A 16,512-nucleotide genomic window follows, 5' to 3' on the forward strand; every position below is an offset into this window, starting at 1 on the left:
AGCTACTCCAGATGCGATAAAGCAACGCGCAACGGGAGTAAACTTGCGATAATAAACAAATTTTAAATGGAGATGAGATCTTTCACCACGAACTGAACAATAACTTCGTAATCCGTTTGCGGAGCTGCATATTTCATTCTTGCCGTCTTGCTTTCCGTCTCATAGTACCAGCCGGTTTCGCTGTTCTCCCAGTCTTTTTGACTCAGGAACATCGGCAGCTTATTGCCCGCAAGCTGAATGTGGACAGGGGCGATTTCTTTACAAATAACATCAACGACCAGCCGTTTAACCGGGCTTTGGTAACTGCCCTCACGCTCAAACAGTAGCTTGGTTTCTTTGCCTGTTTGGAGATGAATCGTCGTTGTCAAGAAATTTCCGTTTTGATAATCATTGGATACCCCATCATCCTCATAAAGAGTGAAGCTAGCATCTTCGGATGCTTCGACCAGCAGATGGAGCTCCTCAATATGACCCTTGTGAATATTCTTCAATTGAGGTGTTAACGGAATGATGGCTCCGCTTCGGATAAACATCGGGATTGACGACAAGCTGACCTCCAGCCCCACCGTCTGTCCGCCGCTATAGCGTTTTCTGCTGTGCCAATCTACCCAGTCGCTGCCTTGAGGCAAATATACGCTTCTCGTTTTCGCCGCTTCTTCGAGTACGTTCGCTACGAGAATGGAGCGTCCAAGCATGAAATCGAAGCTCTCTTCCCATACCTTATCATCCGTCTGGAACTCATATACGAGCGGACGCATCACCGGCGAGCCTACGACGGAAGCTTCATGCAGCAAGGAGTAAAAGTAAGGCACCAGCGTATAGCGAAGCTGGATCGCATCGCGGATATAGCTTGTATATGACGGGTACATCCACGGCTCTGTTACTGTGTTATCCGTGTTGCAAGAGTGAATGGAAAACCTTGGCTGGAAAATCCCGTTTTGCACCCATCTGACAAACAGCTCGGGTTCCGGAGCGGGACCGAAAAACCCCCCGATGTCGCACCCTTGGTTGGCAACCCCGGATAACCCCAGACCCAGAATGATCGGGATGTTGTACTTCAAGCTTTTCCAGCTTGTATTGTTATCGCCAGCCCACGTTTGCGCAAAGCGCTGGATGCCCGCAAAGCCCGCACGGTTCACAATATATGGCCGCGTATTCGGGTCTACCTCGCTAATCGCTTCCTTGGCCATTTGCGCCATTAGGTTGGGCATAATCGGGCGCAGTGCGCTGATCTCTTTATGCCCCCCGTCGAAATCGCAAAGCGCATCGGTATTCTTGATTTCATATTCGTTATTATCGTTCCAAATGGAAGTTACGCCCAAGGAAATGAACGATGATTTCAGGTGCTTTTTCCACAGCTCGCGGCCTTCCGGATTGGTGAAATCGACAAAAGATGCCGCGCCGCCCCAATAGCGGTCCGTCTCCGGCTTTTGGCCGGATTCGTCCTTGATATAGGCGCCTTTCTCAGCGAACTCCTTGTAAAGCGGATGCGTCAGAAGCATACCGGGCTTAATGTTCGGAGCGAGCGCTGCGCCTTTTTCCATGAGATCGTCGATAAATTGCTTCGGATTCGGAAAACGGTCGTAGTTCCAATTAAACACATACCGTTTGCCGTCCTGCCCAGTCGTATACCCTGAAGACATGAAGAAACCGTCGCATGGAATGTCTTCTTCGCGGCATTTATCCATAAATCCAAGGATGGCTTGATCGGAATGATGTTCAAGTTCCGTGTAGAACATGGTTGATCCCATATACCCGATGGAGTATCGGGTCGGCAGAATGGTTTTGCCTGTTAAATCGGTATAACGGCTTACGACATTTTTAAGGTCCGGGCCATAGATAAAGAAGTAATCCAACTCCCCGCCATCCGCGCAGAAGTAGCTGTAAGGCGTCCAATAACCGCTGCGCTCGCAGCCCATGTCAAACACGGAATCGTAAGCGTTATGATAAAACATCCCGGTCGCGGCCTGACTCTTGCCGTTCATTTTGATATAAAACGGGATATGCTTGTAGAGCGGATCCGTAAGCTCCGCGTCATAGCCGATCGTGTCCACGTTGTGCATACGCATTCTTCGTTTCTTTTTATTCAAATTGCCGCTTTTTTCCCCGAAGCCGTAGAAATAATCGTCGTCCGACATACAGGAATAATGGTAAAGCCGGCCCTGATTATCTTTGACATAAGAACGCTCTTTGACGTCCGCATGCAGGACATTTCCCTGAAGATCCTGAATCTCGATCGCAAAAGGATGCTTGTGGATAACCACGTTTAATCTGTTCGTGGACATCAGCAGATCGCTGCCGCGATCGACATAGCTTGCAGATAATGGCGTAATGCGTTTGCGCTCAGGGACAACCGCATCCATACGATCCGGCCATGCCGTTGTCGCCAGCACATAGGAAGCTTCTTCGGCAAATTGCTCGTCAAAGGTGCAGCGGATTCGGATAACGTCATCATTCATAAGAATAAGTCGATATCGGGCAGCATCCGTAATCAAATCTATATAACTGTCGCCTTCCACGACTTGAACAAGCGTTTTACTTACTTTCATTGATGGGTACCCCTCTTTCTAGCGTCTTACTTCATCCCGGAAGTAACCATGCCGCTTACAAAATAACGTTGGAATATAAGGAAAACGATAAATACAGGAATCATGGTGATGACAGACATCGCGAGCAAGCTGCCCCAGTCTACATTGAATTCACCGATAAAATTGGACAGAGCCAATTGAATCGTATATTTGGACGGGTCACTGATGCCGATTAACGGCCACAAGAAGTCGTCCCAACGCCACATAAAGGAGAAGATCGCCAGCACGGCAAGAATCGGCTTGCACAGAGGCACAATAATTCTTGAATAAATACGCCATTCCGATGCGCCGTCGATTCTTGCGGCCTCCAGCAGCTCGTCAGGAACGGAAAGCAAGTATTGTCTGAGCAAAAATACGCCGGTTGGCGTCGCGGCGGGCGGAATGATGATGCTGAGCAAATTATTATAGAGCCCAAGGAAACTGATCACTTTGAAGATCGGAATCATAATAACCTCAAGCGGAATCATCAACGTTGAAATAAATCCGACAAGCAGGACTGTATCACCCTTAAACCGATACTTGGCAAGCGCAAATCCGGCCATGGAATTGATCAGCAGCAGCAGCAGCGTGGAACTCACGGTCACGATCGCGCTGTTCAAGAAATATTTGCCGAAATTCCCTTTTTCAAAAGCTTGAGCGAAATGCTCGAATGTGACAGGCTCCGGCCAAAATTTCGGCGGAAAAGCGTACAAATCGGGGTTCGTCTTGAATGCGGACAAGATGATCCAGATGACCGGAAAAATCCACAACAACGACAAAACCGTCAGCAGCAAGTAAACCGTAAACCGAACGGAAGGCTTTAATGCCATTAATTTTCGCCTCCTTTAGTAACCCGGAATTGCACCGCGGTAAACACCGTAATGATCGCAAATAAGATGACGGACATGGCGCTCGCCACACCCAGCTCTTGTTTCATAAAACCAGTTTCGTAGATGTACTGAACGATGAATGTCGTTTCTTTACCAGGTCCGCCTCCTGTAAGAGAAAACATAAGCGGGTAGGCTTTAAAGGCATCGATTAAAGCAACCATAATGACAAGCACGGTCGTTGGTTTTAGCAACGGTAGCGTAATTTTCCTGAAAACATGCCATTTGGAGGCCCCCTCCAAAAAGGCGGCTTCGTAATAATCCTTAGGAATGACTTGCAAGCCAGCTACGAAAATGACCATGAAAAACCCGACTCTTGACCATACCGTCGCAATAATGACAGACAAATTGGCTAATAGCGGATCGGATAGGAATTGGGCCGATTCCATCCCTAACAAATTCAAGACGTGATTCAATATACCGAATTCGGCAAATATCCATTTCCAAGTCAAACCGACAATGATAAAGGAAATCAACGTCGGCAAATAAAACACCGATCGGAAGAGACCCTTCATTTTGATGTTTTGCACCAATAAAACGGCAATACCTAGCGCCATGCAATATATCAACGGCACGACGATCAGCGCATAGAGCCCCGTTTTGCCTAAGGCCGTCCAGAATTCGCTATTGGTGAGTACCTCTTTGTAATTATCAATACCTGTGAATTCCATCGGATTCAAGCCGTCATATTCGTTGAAAGAATATACAAAACCGATGATCGTGGGTATGACGATAAAAACCGAGAAGATCAACAGATTCGGCAGCACGAATAAATACGGAGCAATTTGGAATTTCTTCAATTTAGAGGGCTTCTTACCAGCCGTGGGTGCAGCTTGAAAAGACATGATCGCATCCCCTTTCCTGTGAAAATCAAGGGCCGCCGTTCAAGCCAGCAGCCCTCGTTACATTTTATTTTTTAGCGTCGGCAATTGCTTTATCAATGATTTTGGCTACTTTATCCATAGCGTCTTTCGCACTCGTTTTGCCGCCGACAACCTCTATGATGGAATTTTTCAGATCTGTGCTGAATTTAGGCACGATCTCTTGTTTCGACCAGTCTTGAGCTGCCGCAGGAGCCGTATTCGCCAGCTCGTTGGCAAATACTTCAAACATTTCCTTGCCATACGCGTAGTCCAGCTTCGCGCTGTCTTTGCGCGGACTCATGAATAAGGAGTCCTTGTTGTACTTAGAGTTCACTTCTTTGCTGGACAGGTATTGAATGAAATCCGCGGACTCCTTCTCTACACCGCTTTTGTTGAAAGCCATTACGAACTTGCCTCCAGGAACGGAAGAACGCTGCTTCGCTTTCGGCATGTAGGTTACGCCCCACTCGAAGTTCGTAACATCTTTATAATTACTGATCATCCAGTTACCGGCCAAATGCGCGGCAACTTCGCCTGAACGGAAGAGGTTGTTCGGATTTTCGCCGCCAAACCATACAGAAGTCGGCATGACTCCGTCATCATGCAATTTTTTGAAATATTGAACAGCTGCAACACCGGCGTCGTTATTAATCGTAGCTTTCGTTCCATCCGCATCCATCATGCTGCCGCCGTATTGGTACAACAGCGTGGACCAACGATGCGGCGTGAAATCCCAGACAAGACCGTATTTAGCTCCGCCTTTTTCCTTAACTTGCTTGAGCGCTGCGGCGAATTCATCCCAAGTCCAAACGTTATCCGGGGATGTCGGCACTTTAACGCCGGCTTTGTTGAACAACGTTTTATTATAGATCAGACCATTCGCCGTAACATCCATCGGCGCGGCAACAACTTTATTTTTCACCACATAATAAGGTTTAAGGGAATCGATGAATTGGGAGGTAAACGTATCCACCCCGCCTAATTTCTCAGCCAAATCAACCGCCGAGTTGGAGAAAGCTCCGATTTCGGTTGTGCTGATCCTCGCTAATGCTGGCGGTTGGCCGCCGGAAATCATTGTTTTTAGCTTTGTAGATAAATCTTTGTAAGCAACTTCAATCAAATTAATTTTTATGTTCGGGTTTTTCGTTTCATATTCTTTGATGATACCCTTCATCACGTCGCCCTCAGCGCCGTCGGAAAACCATACAAAATCCAGCGAAACATTTTTCTTCGGTTCCTCTGCGGCTTTGTTACCGCTTTCTTTTGTCGAGCAAGCAGCAACCATCAATGCGAGCATAACCAGAACAAGTGTAAGAGAAACCCATTTAAACCCTTTTTTCATTGCATTCAACCCCTTTTTATAGTTATTGTCTATCAGCGGTTTCCTTTCTAAACATTTGAGGCGATGCGCCTGCATATTGTTTGAAGGTTCGGCTGAAATGAATCGAAGTGTTAAATCCAAGCTGCTCGGAAATGCTGCCGATCGGCTGATCGCTTGAGAGCAAAAGCTTCTTGGCCTCTTCGATACGTTTACTCATTAAATAGTTGTTAATCGTATATCCCGTAACCTCTTTGAAGCAGTGACACATGTAGTATTTGTTCAAATGAAGCGCTTTCGACAAATCGGCAAGACTAATGTTTTCGGTATAATTCTGATTCAGGTACTGCAAAATCCGTTTGACATTCGCCTGACTGTGCGATGGCTGCTGAATACGCGAAAGCTCCATTAAATGCTTCGATTTGCGATAAATCCGAACCAGCATTTGAGACAAAAGCGTAACCGACATCCACTCGTAACCGAACGTTTCTTTTTCGATCTCCGAACATAGAGTCTGGAAAAAACGTTCAATTTCTTCCCGCTCTTCCGGAGACCAACGAATCAGCAACCCATTCGGCGACTCAAATAATGACAGCAGCTTCTTGGACATCTCGGAAGGCATGCATTGCTCGATCAGCGCCGGCATAAAATTGACATAACTGCGGATGTAAGGCACATCCTGCGACGGATTTACGCGATGGATCTTATCTCCATTGAACAGGAGCATATCCCCCGGCAACAAATCGTAAATATTGTCGCCAATCACGTAATTAGCGCGGCCTTGAATAAAATAGTACACTTCTAACCCTTCATGAGTGTGCAATGGCCATTGAAATTGCCAATCGCAAGCGTTAGCACGCGCATAAATTCCGGATTGTCGAAGAGCAATATTCGTAGGAGTGTGTATCATCAACGAAATGGGAATCCCCCCTTTGAACTAAGAAAACTGCTCCTAATCCTATGCGACACGACAATTTTCGCACCTCATAGAAATGATAATACCATACAAATCGTGCTTCTGTTTAACGGATATTGTTGTCAATTTATATGAAATTGCTGAAAACCAACTTTGTTTTTCAAGCAAACAAAAAAGCAAACCCGTCAATTTCGCATGATTAGAGCCATACGAAGTAGACAGATTTGCTATTTTATCTTCGAAAGACCTCGATAGAGGTATATCTCATAGCCCCGTTGCTTCCGCTTCAACCAGTTTTTGCTGTAATTCATCGTGGATCTGACCGTTCGTCGCCAATACGTTACGTACTGCGAGGTGAAACGGCTTACCTGCCGTATCGGTCACCTTACCGCCCGATTCTTGAACCAGCAGTGCGCCTGCGGCAATATCCCACGCGCTCAAACCAATCTCCCAAAAGCCGCTCAAACGTCCTGCTGCGACATAAGCCAAATGCAGCGCAGCCGAGCCCCCGGAACGAAGATTCCTTACCTTCGGGGCCAATGCTAGCGTACCTTTTAAATTGATTGGCAGCGCACCGTTCCTGTCTGCCGGAAAGCCTGTTGCGACCAAGCTTTCGGAAAGTTTACTATCAAGCGAAACCGTCGTCTTTTTGCCGTGCATGTAAGCGCCCTTGCCCTTCTCAGCCACAAAAAGCTCGTCACGCGCCGGGTCATAGACCACGCCGACAATGATTTCCCCTTTGTAAGCTAAAGCGATCGAGACGGAGAAGAATGGAAACCCGTGCACGAAATTCGTTGTCCCGTCGATCGGATCAACAATCCATAGATATTCGGCGTCGCTTACTTCCTTAAGTGCTTTGCTGGAAGCCTCAGGACCTGGTTCAACCCCTTCTTCGCCCAAGAAGGAATGATCGGGAAAATGTGTCATAATGAGATTGCGGATGAGCTTCTCCGAGCCTTTATCCACCTCTGTGACAAGGTCGTGGGATGAATATTTCGTATCGACACGATTGATATCTCCCAGCTTGCTCTTAATCCACTCCCCCGCTTTTGCCGCCGTATTAATCGCCACCGCCGTAAAGCTCTTGCTCCCTACAACGAAAGGCTCTTGAGTTCCGTTTGCCATTTATATCAACTCTTTCTTTTCATAGAATGATTTCGTAGTTTCAGTATAGTAAATTATACGCTTTAAATACTAGTGCGTTTCATCCCAAAATATTCGTACATTTTTACATTTTTTGTCCGAAATGGAACGACAAGAGGGTGTCCCTCAGGCCTTTGCGACCGTCGAAACACCCTCTACCCTGAATGATTAAACCCCTACAATGTGGTATCCGCCATCGACATAGATGACTTCGCCTGTGATGCCCCGGGACAGATGGCTCATGAGGAACATGGCCGTATCGCCAACTTCCGCCGTCTCGGTTGTGCGGCGAAGCGGAGCTTTTTCCTCCACTTGGCGAAGGATCGAATTGAAGTCCTTGATGCCTTTAGCCGCCAAGGTACGGATCGGACCTGCAGAGATGCCGTTCACGCGGATGCCGAACTGGCCGAGATCGGCAGCCAGGTAGCGCACGCTAGCTTCAAGCGCCGCTTTGGCAACGCCCATGACGTTGTAGTTCTTCATCGCGCGCTCAGCGCCGAGGTAGGTCATCGTCATGATGCTGCCGCCTTCGGTCATTAGCGGATAGATGCGTTTCGCTACAGCAACCAGCGAGTAGGCGCTGACATCGTGAGCCAGGGCGAAGCCGTCGCGGGATGTGTCGACGAACAAGCCTTCCAGTTCTTCCGTTCTGGCAAAAGCGATACTATGTACGAGACCGTGAACCACGCCAAGCTGCTCTTTTAACGTGCCAGCGAGCGTATCGATTTCTGCGTCTACGGTTACATTGCAAGGCATGAGCGTTGATCCGGGAATCGTATCGGCCAGCTTGCGCACGCGTTCTTCCACACGTTCATTTTCATAAGTGAAAACCAGCTTTGCACCTTGTGCCGCTAGAGATTGAGCAATCGCCCATGCGATGCTGCGGTCGTTGGCAACACCCATTACGAGTATATTTTTTCCGGTTAACAGTTGATTCATCGTACAAGAAACCCCTCTCAACAATGGTTTGTACTTCGGTTCATTCCCACTCTCCAAAGTAACCCATTTTGTCCAACATTTCAAGGACGAATACTCGTGGATCGGAGTATAAATTAAAGCTCTATCGAAGCCTGGTTAAGTATCTTAACTCCGTTTTGCCGCTTCAGACCCTCCATTAAACGAAACAATGCATCATCTTTCATCTTCGCCTCGATCATGATGTCGAGCCTTGGCGTAATCGGTGCGATCTGCTGCAGAAACGTAAAAAGAGGCCTCACCTCTACATAATCGGCGTGGCTTCGAAGATCTTTTTCGCTTTTCGGGCTGGATACGTGAATTTTGGGAGGAAGTGATGCGGCCGCTTCGTTCAACAGTTCCCCCTCTGCACGCATCCATGTTCCAAGGATTCTCGGCCATAGCTCGGAAGCATCCTCCCCGCTGTTGTTCACCACATGATGGTGAATATCCAGTACCATAGGAGCTCCCACCTGCTCGGCCAACTCCAGCGTTTCCAATGCGGTGAACGTCTTATCGTCATTTTCCAGCGTAATGCGCTCCTGAATTTCGGGACGAAGCGTCATAAAATTGTCCGCGAAGCGTTTTCCGGCTTTCCCCTTATCGCCATAGGTGCCGCCAACGTGAATATTGCACATCGCCTCCATGCCAAGTCCCATCTCATTCAGCATCGCGGTATGCCGTTCCAAGTCTTCAATAGACTTCTGCAGTACTTCTTTCTTCGGGGTGCTCAGCACCGTAAAATGATCGGGATGAAAGCTGACCCGCATGCCATTTTTCTTGGCATAACTGCCTACTTCTCTGAATTCGGCCGCAAGTGCAGGTATGGGATCCCAACCTTCAAGAAGCTCATGTCCAATAAGCGGAATCAGCTTTGATGAAAAGCGGTAAACCATAATGTCATGGGCGCGATTATGGCGAAGCAGCCTGAGTGTATTATGTAAATTCTCTGCGCCTATGCGCTCCAATTTGCGAATAGCCGCCTCACGATCCGCAAGCTTGCTAAAATTGGTTGCTGTCATCGTTTTGGAAGGGGATGCGTTCTTGACCGCTGTAGACATCGCCACATACCCTAGGCGAATGATCATGGGGGTAAACCTCCGGCAAAGTTTGCAAAAATTACTTCTATAGCGTACCCTCTATAGCAGAAACGCATGCACCGGGGGCGATTAAACTTGTATTAAAATAGGGGCAACAGCAGTTTAAAACTGATAAAACCTGTGGCCGCGATCAGCAAAGGGCTCAAAGCAAGCATACCGATTCGCGTATTCCAGCTTTCTTGGCGTAAGCAGGCATAGTTACCGCCAAGCCAAACGAGCAGATAAATAGCAAGTACGGCTAGCGCCAGAATCTGTTCATGGGGCTGTGCAGGCGCTAATAATCCGTAATAGTTGATGATGATCAAGACAAATACAAATGGAGTCGGCACTCCCAAAATTAGATTAAACAGCCAATAAGCCGTTAGTTTGCGTTGCTTTGTTGCATGCTTTTCCACAAGACTCACTCCTTGCCGATACTTCGTAGAGTCATTGTAGCCCTTATCGCCGGCACAAGTAAGTACTAATTTCATGTAGTACCTTCCGCAATTAATAAATGGTTAAACACCCCGTATCCGGGATTCGAGCTCGTATTTCGATCGTTCCATTGGATTTTGTGCATTATTTCTTAGCGATTCAGGACTATACATACAAGACATTGGATTCTATCCACTGTCTTTCTGGAAGTAGGGGTGGTTTTGAATAGATCGAGCTATTTGATTGGAGTTTTTCCAATCAATGCTGTATTTTTTTCTTCATTTTTTTCAGTTCATTGGACGAAATCCAGTGCCGCATGAGAAAACTCTATCAAAGCTTAGTTGTGAGATAAACCTCTATCGAGGTCTTTCGAAGATGATCGACCTAATATAGGGATCTTTCAGCTCCGCACAAAGGTCCCTATATTAGGTTTATTCGCCAATCAGAATGCGGTTCTACGCGCTTTAGCGCTCTAAAGAACTTAAACATTCTGATGGGGTAAAAAAACACCGCCCCAATCGGGCGATGCCTTCCTTCCACTTTTATCTATATCCTATGAACGATCCCCAAAAAACATCTCATCGGCCAGCGCCGTCTGAATACGCGCTTCATCTTCAGTCAGCCTGCGCACCAGCTCCATCTCCACCTGCGTCACTTCTTCGCCTTGAAAGTTGATCTCTGCGATCGAAGCTACGATTTTGACGATAGCAATGGCCTGATTATGCGGGGTATAGGCGATAACCTTTTGGCCCGTAGGGAAGACGCGGAAGCCGCTTTTCACCATTTTGCCGCGGCCGTACTCCAGCAGCTCGTAGAGCTCCTGTTCCGATTTGAATTTGCAAACTGAATTAAACTCTGTTTGGAATCCCATGCCTCATCTACTCCACATCAAAAGTATATTGGATGCTCTGTTTCGCGTTATGTCGTTCGATGGCCAGACGGATCAAATCGTCCAGCAGCTCCGCATAAGGCTTGCCGGATTCTTTCCACAGCAGCGGATACATACTGAACGGCGTGAAACCCGGCATCGTATTGATTTCGTTAATATAGACCTTCTGGTCTGCTTTACCGAGGAAAAAGTCAACGCGGGATAAGCCGCTGCCGTCAATTGCTTGAAAAGCCTGAATCGCGAGCTGTCTGATCAGATCCGCCGTTTCCGCTGGAATTTCAGCAGGGATAATCATGGCTGATTTGCCATCCAAATATTTTGCCTTGTAATCGTAGAATTCATTCGAAGATACGATTTCGCCCGCGACAGACGCTTGCGGCTCATCGTTGCCCAGCACGGCGACTTCAATCTCTCTGGCGTCGATATTTTCTTCAATTATGACTTTGCGGTCATATTGGAAAGCAAAGTTAACCGCCGCTATTAATTCTTCCTGATTTCTCGCTTTGGAAATCCCTACGCTGGAGCCAAGATTCGCCGGTTTCACGAAACATGGATAGCCAATTGCCGTTTCGAGCTCCAACAAATGATATGCCCGATTTTTTCCCCATTCCGTACGGGTAAAATGACGAAACACGCATTGAGGGAGTCCCTCTTGCGCGAAAATCTTTTTCATCATCACTTTATCCATGCCAACAGCGGATGCTAGAACACCCGCGCCTACGTAAGGAATATTCGCCATTTCAAGTAAACCTTGTACGGTCCCGTCTTCACCGAATGTTCCGTGCAGCAACGGGAAAATAACATCCAATCCTGCTTCAGAAGCACCAGCAGTTCCATCTGTCTTTGCCGAGATGCTCACTTCGCCTTTGGGCCCAATGGACCCGAAGATCGGCGCAAGCGCATGCGATGCCTGCGTTCCTGCTTCAGCGGCTCCAAAGGTCAATGCTTCCTTCGACTCTGCGGGACCCAGCAGCGGGGCTCCGCTTTTCCATTCTCCTTTTTTCGTTATGTAAAACGGGAGAACCTCATATTTATTGAAATCAACAGCTTTCATTACTGCAAGTGCGGTTTGTAAGGACACATCATGCTCTCCGGATTTCCCTCCGTAGATCAGTCCTACTCGTATTTTGCTGCTCATTACGTACCTCCGTCTAGTATTTCTATTCCGTCCTGTTCCCATCACATATCATCGGCAACTCGAACGAAAATATATCTCGTTCGTTCGGTCCAAGCGGGCGAATCCTTGTATGCCCAATAGCGGTGGCGGGTATTGTACGTGTGCGCATTCACCAAGGGCATCCCATTCGCATCTTTGGCCGTTACAATGGCATTATGCTGGTACCGGCCGTCGCCGTCCCAATCGTAACTTATCATGTCTCCGGGCTGCAGCTCGCCGGGATCGTCCACGGCATGACCGCGAAGCCCTTTGCGGCTATGTGATACATAGGTCTGCAGACTGTGTGCAACTGCCCAACTGAAGCTCCATAGCTCCTGCGAGCCCTGTTTGCCGGCATACCACCAGCCCAAATCCCTTTTCCCAGTATAGTCCATCGGGGCCCCGCCTGCAAAGAGGCATTGCGACACAAAATTCGTACAATCCACTTCAAATTCTATGTACTTGGGATTGGCTCCGTTCCACCAGGTTTCCGCATATTCGACAGCTTTTGCTCGATTATAGGCAATTTTTCTTGCTAAGGATTCCGAGGCTCCGCTGTTGAGTATACTATAGTTGATGTAGGGGAGAGACGGAGCTCTTCGAAGCTCTCCGAAAGACTCAGCGAAATCAGGCAAAAAGACGCCCCGCTGCTTACTGGGGAGCGACTTTTCCGACATGCGGGCTTCCGCGCGTTTCACATACCATCCGTTCGCAGCCGCCTCAATGAGCACCAGTTCCGGTTCGATTCGTTCCTCGAGGTGCCGGGTCGACCCAATTCGGTATTGAATCCCGCGGCGCAGCTGGATATCCGCAATGATACCTTGTGCTGTTTCTTTGACGCCAGTGAGGCGTAGTCTCGTTTCGCTGCGCAACAGCTTCGCATCACGGTCACGGTAATTGTCCTTCTGTCTCTGAAGCCGGATATCCTGTTTCCGTAGAAAAACGCTGTCTGTGACGTAAGCTTCCATCGGTGCAGCAGAGCCTTCGAGCTCTGCCTGATTTTTGGCATGAACGTAATTATAAAGCGCCGTTTTCCAGGACATGGGGATGACCTCCTAAAAGTTTTCCTTCAGGAAAACTAACATCGAAAGCATGGGCTGAGTTAAAGTGCTGCAATTCTGAACAAAGAATACAAAGATTGAACTGAGCGTCTTCATTTACGTTTATCGATGGTTTCTCAGGGATACGGGAAGGTATATGTTTTAAATGAAGGCGATTCTTCCGATTTGGAAAAAAGTTTCTTCTGCTTTACCTGTAGGACAGGCCTTCTCAGGCCCTAATTTGTTTCAATATATGACTTTAAAGCAATAAAAATGATTGAAATAAATCTTTACGGAAGCATGGGGAGACGGTATACTTGGAGTAGAGGGATTATGAAATTGAGTTTCACTATATGAAACCAATGAATGAAGATATTGAAGGAGGAAAACACCATGTCCAACAAGGACTCTTTTTCCGTTCGTAAGCAACTAAGCGTCGGAAGCAAATCTTTCCAGTACTACTCTCTTCCGGACTTTGAAAGCCAAGGTAACGGAACCATTTCTAATTTGCCTTTCTCTATTAAAGTGCTGCTGGAAGCAGCTGTTCGTCAATTCGACGGCAGAGCTATTACTAGCGAGCATGTAAAACAAATTGCAGGCTGGGCGAACGGCCGCGATGAAAACAAAGAAATTCCTTTCATCCCTGCCCGTATCGTTCTTCAAGACTTCACAGGCGTACCTGTCGTCGTTGACCTTGCGGCAATGCGCGCGACAATGGCTCGTGAAGGCGGAGATCCTAAACGGATCAACCCTCTTGTTCCTGTAGACCTGGTTATTGACCATTCCGTCATGGTTGACGCTTTCGGATCACCAGACGCTCTTAATACAAATATCAACCTGGAGTTTGAAAGAAACGAAGAGCGCTACCGTTTCCTGCGTTGGGCGCAAACGGCTTTCGACAACTTCCGTGCCGTACCTCCATCAACAGGTATCGTTCACCAAGTTAACCTCGAGTACCTGGCTTCCGTAGCAGCAACAAGAACAATCGACGGCGAAACTGTCGTTTACCCGGATTCCCTCGTGGGTACCGACTCCCATACTACGATGATCAATGGTCTTGGCGTTGTTGGTTGGGGCGTCGGCGGTATCGAAGCTGAAGCCGGCATGCTTGGCCAACCGCTTTATTTCGTAGCTCCTGAAGTTATTGGTTTCAAATTGACCGGCAGCTTGGCTGAAGGTGCAACAGCAACTGACTTGGCTTTGACAGTTACGCAAATGCTTCGTAAAAAAGGCGTTGTTGGTAAATTCGTTGAGTTCTACGGCCCTGGTCTAAGCAACATCTCCTTGGCTGACCGCGCAACAGTTGCCAACATGGCTCCTGAGTACGGCGCAACAATCGGTTTCTTCCCGGTTGACTCCGAGACTTTGAACTACTTGAGAGGGACTGGCCGCGAAGAAGAGCAAATCGCTCTTGTAGAAGCTTACTACAAAGCGCAAGGCATGTTCCGTACAGACGCGACTCCGGATCCAGTGTTCACTGACGTGATCGAGCTTGATCTAAGCACAGTTGTACCAAGCTTGGCAGGTCCTAAACGTCCTCAAGACCGCGTTGAGCTGACGAGCATGAAGGAGTCCTTCAACTCCATCATCCGTACGCCAATCGATAAAGGCGGATACGGCCTGACTGAAGAGAAAATCGCAGAATTTGTGGATGTTAAGTATCCAAACGAAACTGTAAAAATGGGCACAGGCGCTGTCGTTATCGCAGCGATCACTTCTTGTACCAATACATCCAACCCAAGCGTAATGCTCGGCGCAGGACTTGTGGCAAAGAAAGCCGTTGCCCTCGGCCTGAAAAAACCGGCCTACGTGAAAAGCTCCCTGACACCAGGTTCCCTTGTTGTTACCGAGTACCTCATTAAAGCTGGTTTGATGGAGCCTCTTGAAGCACTCGGCTTCCACGTAACGGGTTACGGCTGCGGAACTTGTATCGGTAACTCCGGTCCGCTTCCGGACGAAGTAAGCAAAGCAGTCGCTGACAACGATATGACGGTAGCCGCTGTTCTTTCCGGTAACCGTAACTTCGAAGGCCGCGTTCACGCTCAAGTAAAAGCAAATTATCTGGCTTCACCTCCGCTTGTAGTGGCATATGCGCTTGCAGGAACAGTAAACATCGACTTGGCCAACGATCCTATCGGATACGACCAAAACGATAAACCTGTTTATTTGAAAGACATCTGGCCTACAAACCAAGAGATCCAAGAAGCTCTGGGTACGGCCCTGAATGCAGACATGTTCCGCGAGAAATACAAAAACGTATTCCGTGCGAACGAGCGCTTCAACCAAATCGCTGTTCCGGAAGGCGATCTGTATGAGTTTGATACAAACTCCACATACATCCAAGAGCCTCCTTTCTTCACGGATCTGGGTACAGTTCTTGATGATATCGCGGATATCCGCGGCGCGAAAACTTTGGCGCTCATGGGCGATTCCGTTACAACGGACCACATCTCCCCTGCAGGTAACATCAAAGTTGATAGCCCTGGAGGTAAATACCTCATCGAGCACGGCGTGAAAAAAGAAGATTTCAACTCCTACGGCTCCCGTCGCGGTAACCACGAAGTGATGATGCGCGGAACTTTCGCAAACATCCGCATTCGTAACCAAGTGGCTCCAGGCACAGAGGGCGGCGTAACGACTTACCTGCCAACCGGCGAAGTTGAGTCTATCTACGATGCTTCCATGAAGTATCAAGATGCCGGCACGAACCTTGTTGTTATCGCAGGCAAAGAGTACGGTACAGGAAGCTCCCGTGACTGGGCGGCAAAAGGTACATTCTTGCTCGGCGTGAAAGCCGTTATCGCTGAAAGCTTCGAGCGTATTCACCGCAGTAACTTAGTTGGCATGGGCGTGCTGCCTCTCCAATTCGTGAACGGCGAAAGCTGGAAGTCCCTCGGCATCACAGGCCGTGAAACATTCGATATCACAGGTCTGAGCAACGATGTACAACCAGGCTCTAATGTAAAAGTAACAGCTACCCGCGAAGATGGCTCCACATTCGAATTCAGCGCGCTTGTGCGTCTGGATAGCATGGTGGACGTGGATTACTACCGTAACGGCGGTATCCTGCAAACCGTACTTCGTCAAATCATGGCTGAGAAGAAATAAATGTAAAAAGATTAAGCCCTTGGCGTCTTTACGTCAGGGGCTTACTTTGTCATCATATCTAATTGATGCTTCAGGAATGCCCGCTGGGATCTTGATCCTTCCGGCATATTGAAGCTTCTTACTTCGTACCTAGACTTACACCTACCGATTTTTTTAT

General features: G+C 48.0%; 13 protein-coding genes. 1 reads left to right on the top strand and 12 read right to left on the bottom strand.

The genetic code is table 11. From position 1 onward, the window contains the following. Positions 1-62: 62 nt before the first annotated feature. From ICC18_RS19465 to ICC18_RS19520, 12 genes are all read right to left on the bottom strand, one after another. On the bottom strand, positions 63-2,549 hold the full coding sequence (locus tag ICC18_RS19465; protein ID WP_188176117.1) for a glycoside hydrolase family 31 protein: 2,487 nt from the start codon (positions 2,547-2,549) through the stop codon (positions 63-65). 26 nt (positions 2,550-2,575) lie between these two features. After that, a complete protein-coding gene (locus ICC18_RS19470; RefSeq protein ID WP_188176118.1) occupies positions 2,576-3,397 on the bottom strand; it encodes a carbohydrate ABC transporter permease in 822 nt (273 codons plus the stop codon). Beyond that, the gene (locus ICC18_RS19475) at positions 3,397-4,299 is read right to left on the bottom strand and encodes a carbohydrate ABC transporter permease (RefSeq protein ID WP_188176119.1); all 903 of its coding nucleotides are present in this window, start codon (positions 4,297-4,299) and stop codon (positions 3,397-3,399) included. The genes ICC18_RS19470 and ICC18_RS19475 overlap by 1 nt, the downstream gene beginning before the upstream one ends. A 64-nt stretch (positions 4,300-4,363) precedes the next feature. Next, the gene (locus ICC18_RS19480; RefSeq protein WP_188176120.1) at positions 4,364-5,659 is read right to left on the bottom strand and encodes an ABC transporter substrate-binding protein; all 1,296 of its coding nucleotides are present in this window, start codon (positions 5,657-5,659) and stop codon (positions 4,364-4,366) included. 22 nt (positions 5,660-5,681) lie between these two features. Further along, positions 5,682-6,545, bottom strand: a complete 864-nt coding sequence (locus ICC18_RS19485) for an AraC family transcriptional regulator (RefSeq protein ID WP_223192724.1) — start codon at positions 6,543-6,545, stop codon at positions 5,682-5,684. Between the two features lie 270 nt (positions 6,546-6,815). Continuing rightward, on the bottom strand, positions 6,816-7,676 hold the full coding sequence (locus ICC18_RS19490) for an inositol monophosphatase family protein (RefSeq protein ID WP_188176122.1): 861 nt from the start codon (positions 7,674-7,676) through the stop codon (positions 6,816-6,818). A gap of 186 nt (positions 7,677-7,862) precedes the next feature. Beyond that, complete coding sequence (gene fabI / locus ICC18_RS19495) at positions 7,863-8,633, bottom strand: enoyl-ACP reductase FabI (RefSeq protein WP_188176123.1); 771 nt, start codon at positions 8,631-8,633, stop codon at positions 7,863-7,865. A 113-nt stretch (positions 8,634-8,746) separates the two neighbouring features. After that, the gene (gene uvsE / locus ICC18_RS19500) at positions 8,747-9,736 is read right to left on the bottom strand and encodes a UV DNA damage repair endonuclease UvsE (protein ID WP_188176124.1); all 990 of its coding nucleotides are present in this window, start codon (positions 9,734-9,736) and stop codon (positions 8,747-8,749) included. A 92-nt stretch (positions 9,737-9,828) separates the two neighbouring features. Beyond that, on the bottom strand, positions 9,829-10,218 hold the full coding sequence (locus ICC18_RS19505) for a hypothetical protein (RefSeq protein ID WP_188176125.1): 390 nt from the start codon (positions 10,216-10,218) through the stop codon (positions 9,829-9,831). Between the two features lie 497 nt (positions 10,219-10,715). Next, positions 10,716-11,033 carry a hypothetical protein gene (locus ICC18_RS19510; protein WP_188176126.1) on the bottom strand — a complete coding sequence of 106 codons (318 nt, stop codon included), beginning with the start codon at positions 11,031-11,033 and terminating at the stop codon, positions 10,716-10,718. 7 nt (positions 11,034-11,040) lie between these two features. After that, entirely contained in the window at positions 11,041-12,189 is a 1,149-nt protein-coding gene (locus tag ICC18_RS19515; protein ID WP_188176127.1) for a D-alanine--D-alanine ligase, read from the bottom strand. Positions 12,190-12,230: 41 nt separating this feature from the next. Next, positions 12,231-13,250, bottom strand: a complete 1,020-nt coding sequence (locus tag ICC18_RS19520; protein ID WP_188176128.1) for an amidase domain-containing protein — start codon at positions 13,248-13,250, stop codon at positions 12,231-12,233. 390 nt (positions 13,251-13,640) lie between these two features. Here ICC18_RS19520 and acnA point away from each other — a divergent pair, with 390 nt between their 5' ends. Continuing rightward, on the top strand, positions 13,641-16,355 hold the full coding sequence (gene acnA / locus ICC18_RS19525) for an aconitate hydratase AcnA (RefSeq protein ID WP_188176129.1): 2,715 nt from the start codon (positions 13,641-13,643) through the stop codon (positions 16,353-16,355). The last annotated feature ends 157 nt before the right edge of the window (positions 16,356-16,512 follow it).

The organism is Paenibacillus sedimenti (assembly GCF_014534655.1).
In the GTDB taxonomy this organism is placed as follows: Bacteria; Bacillota; Bacilli; order Paenibacillales; family NBRC-103111; genus Paenibacillus_E; species Paenibacillus_E sedimenti.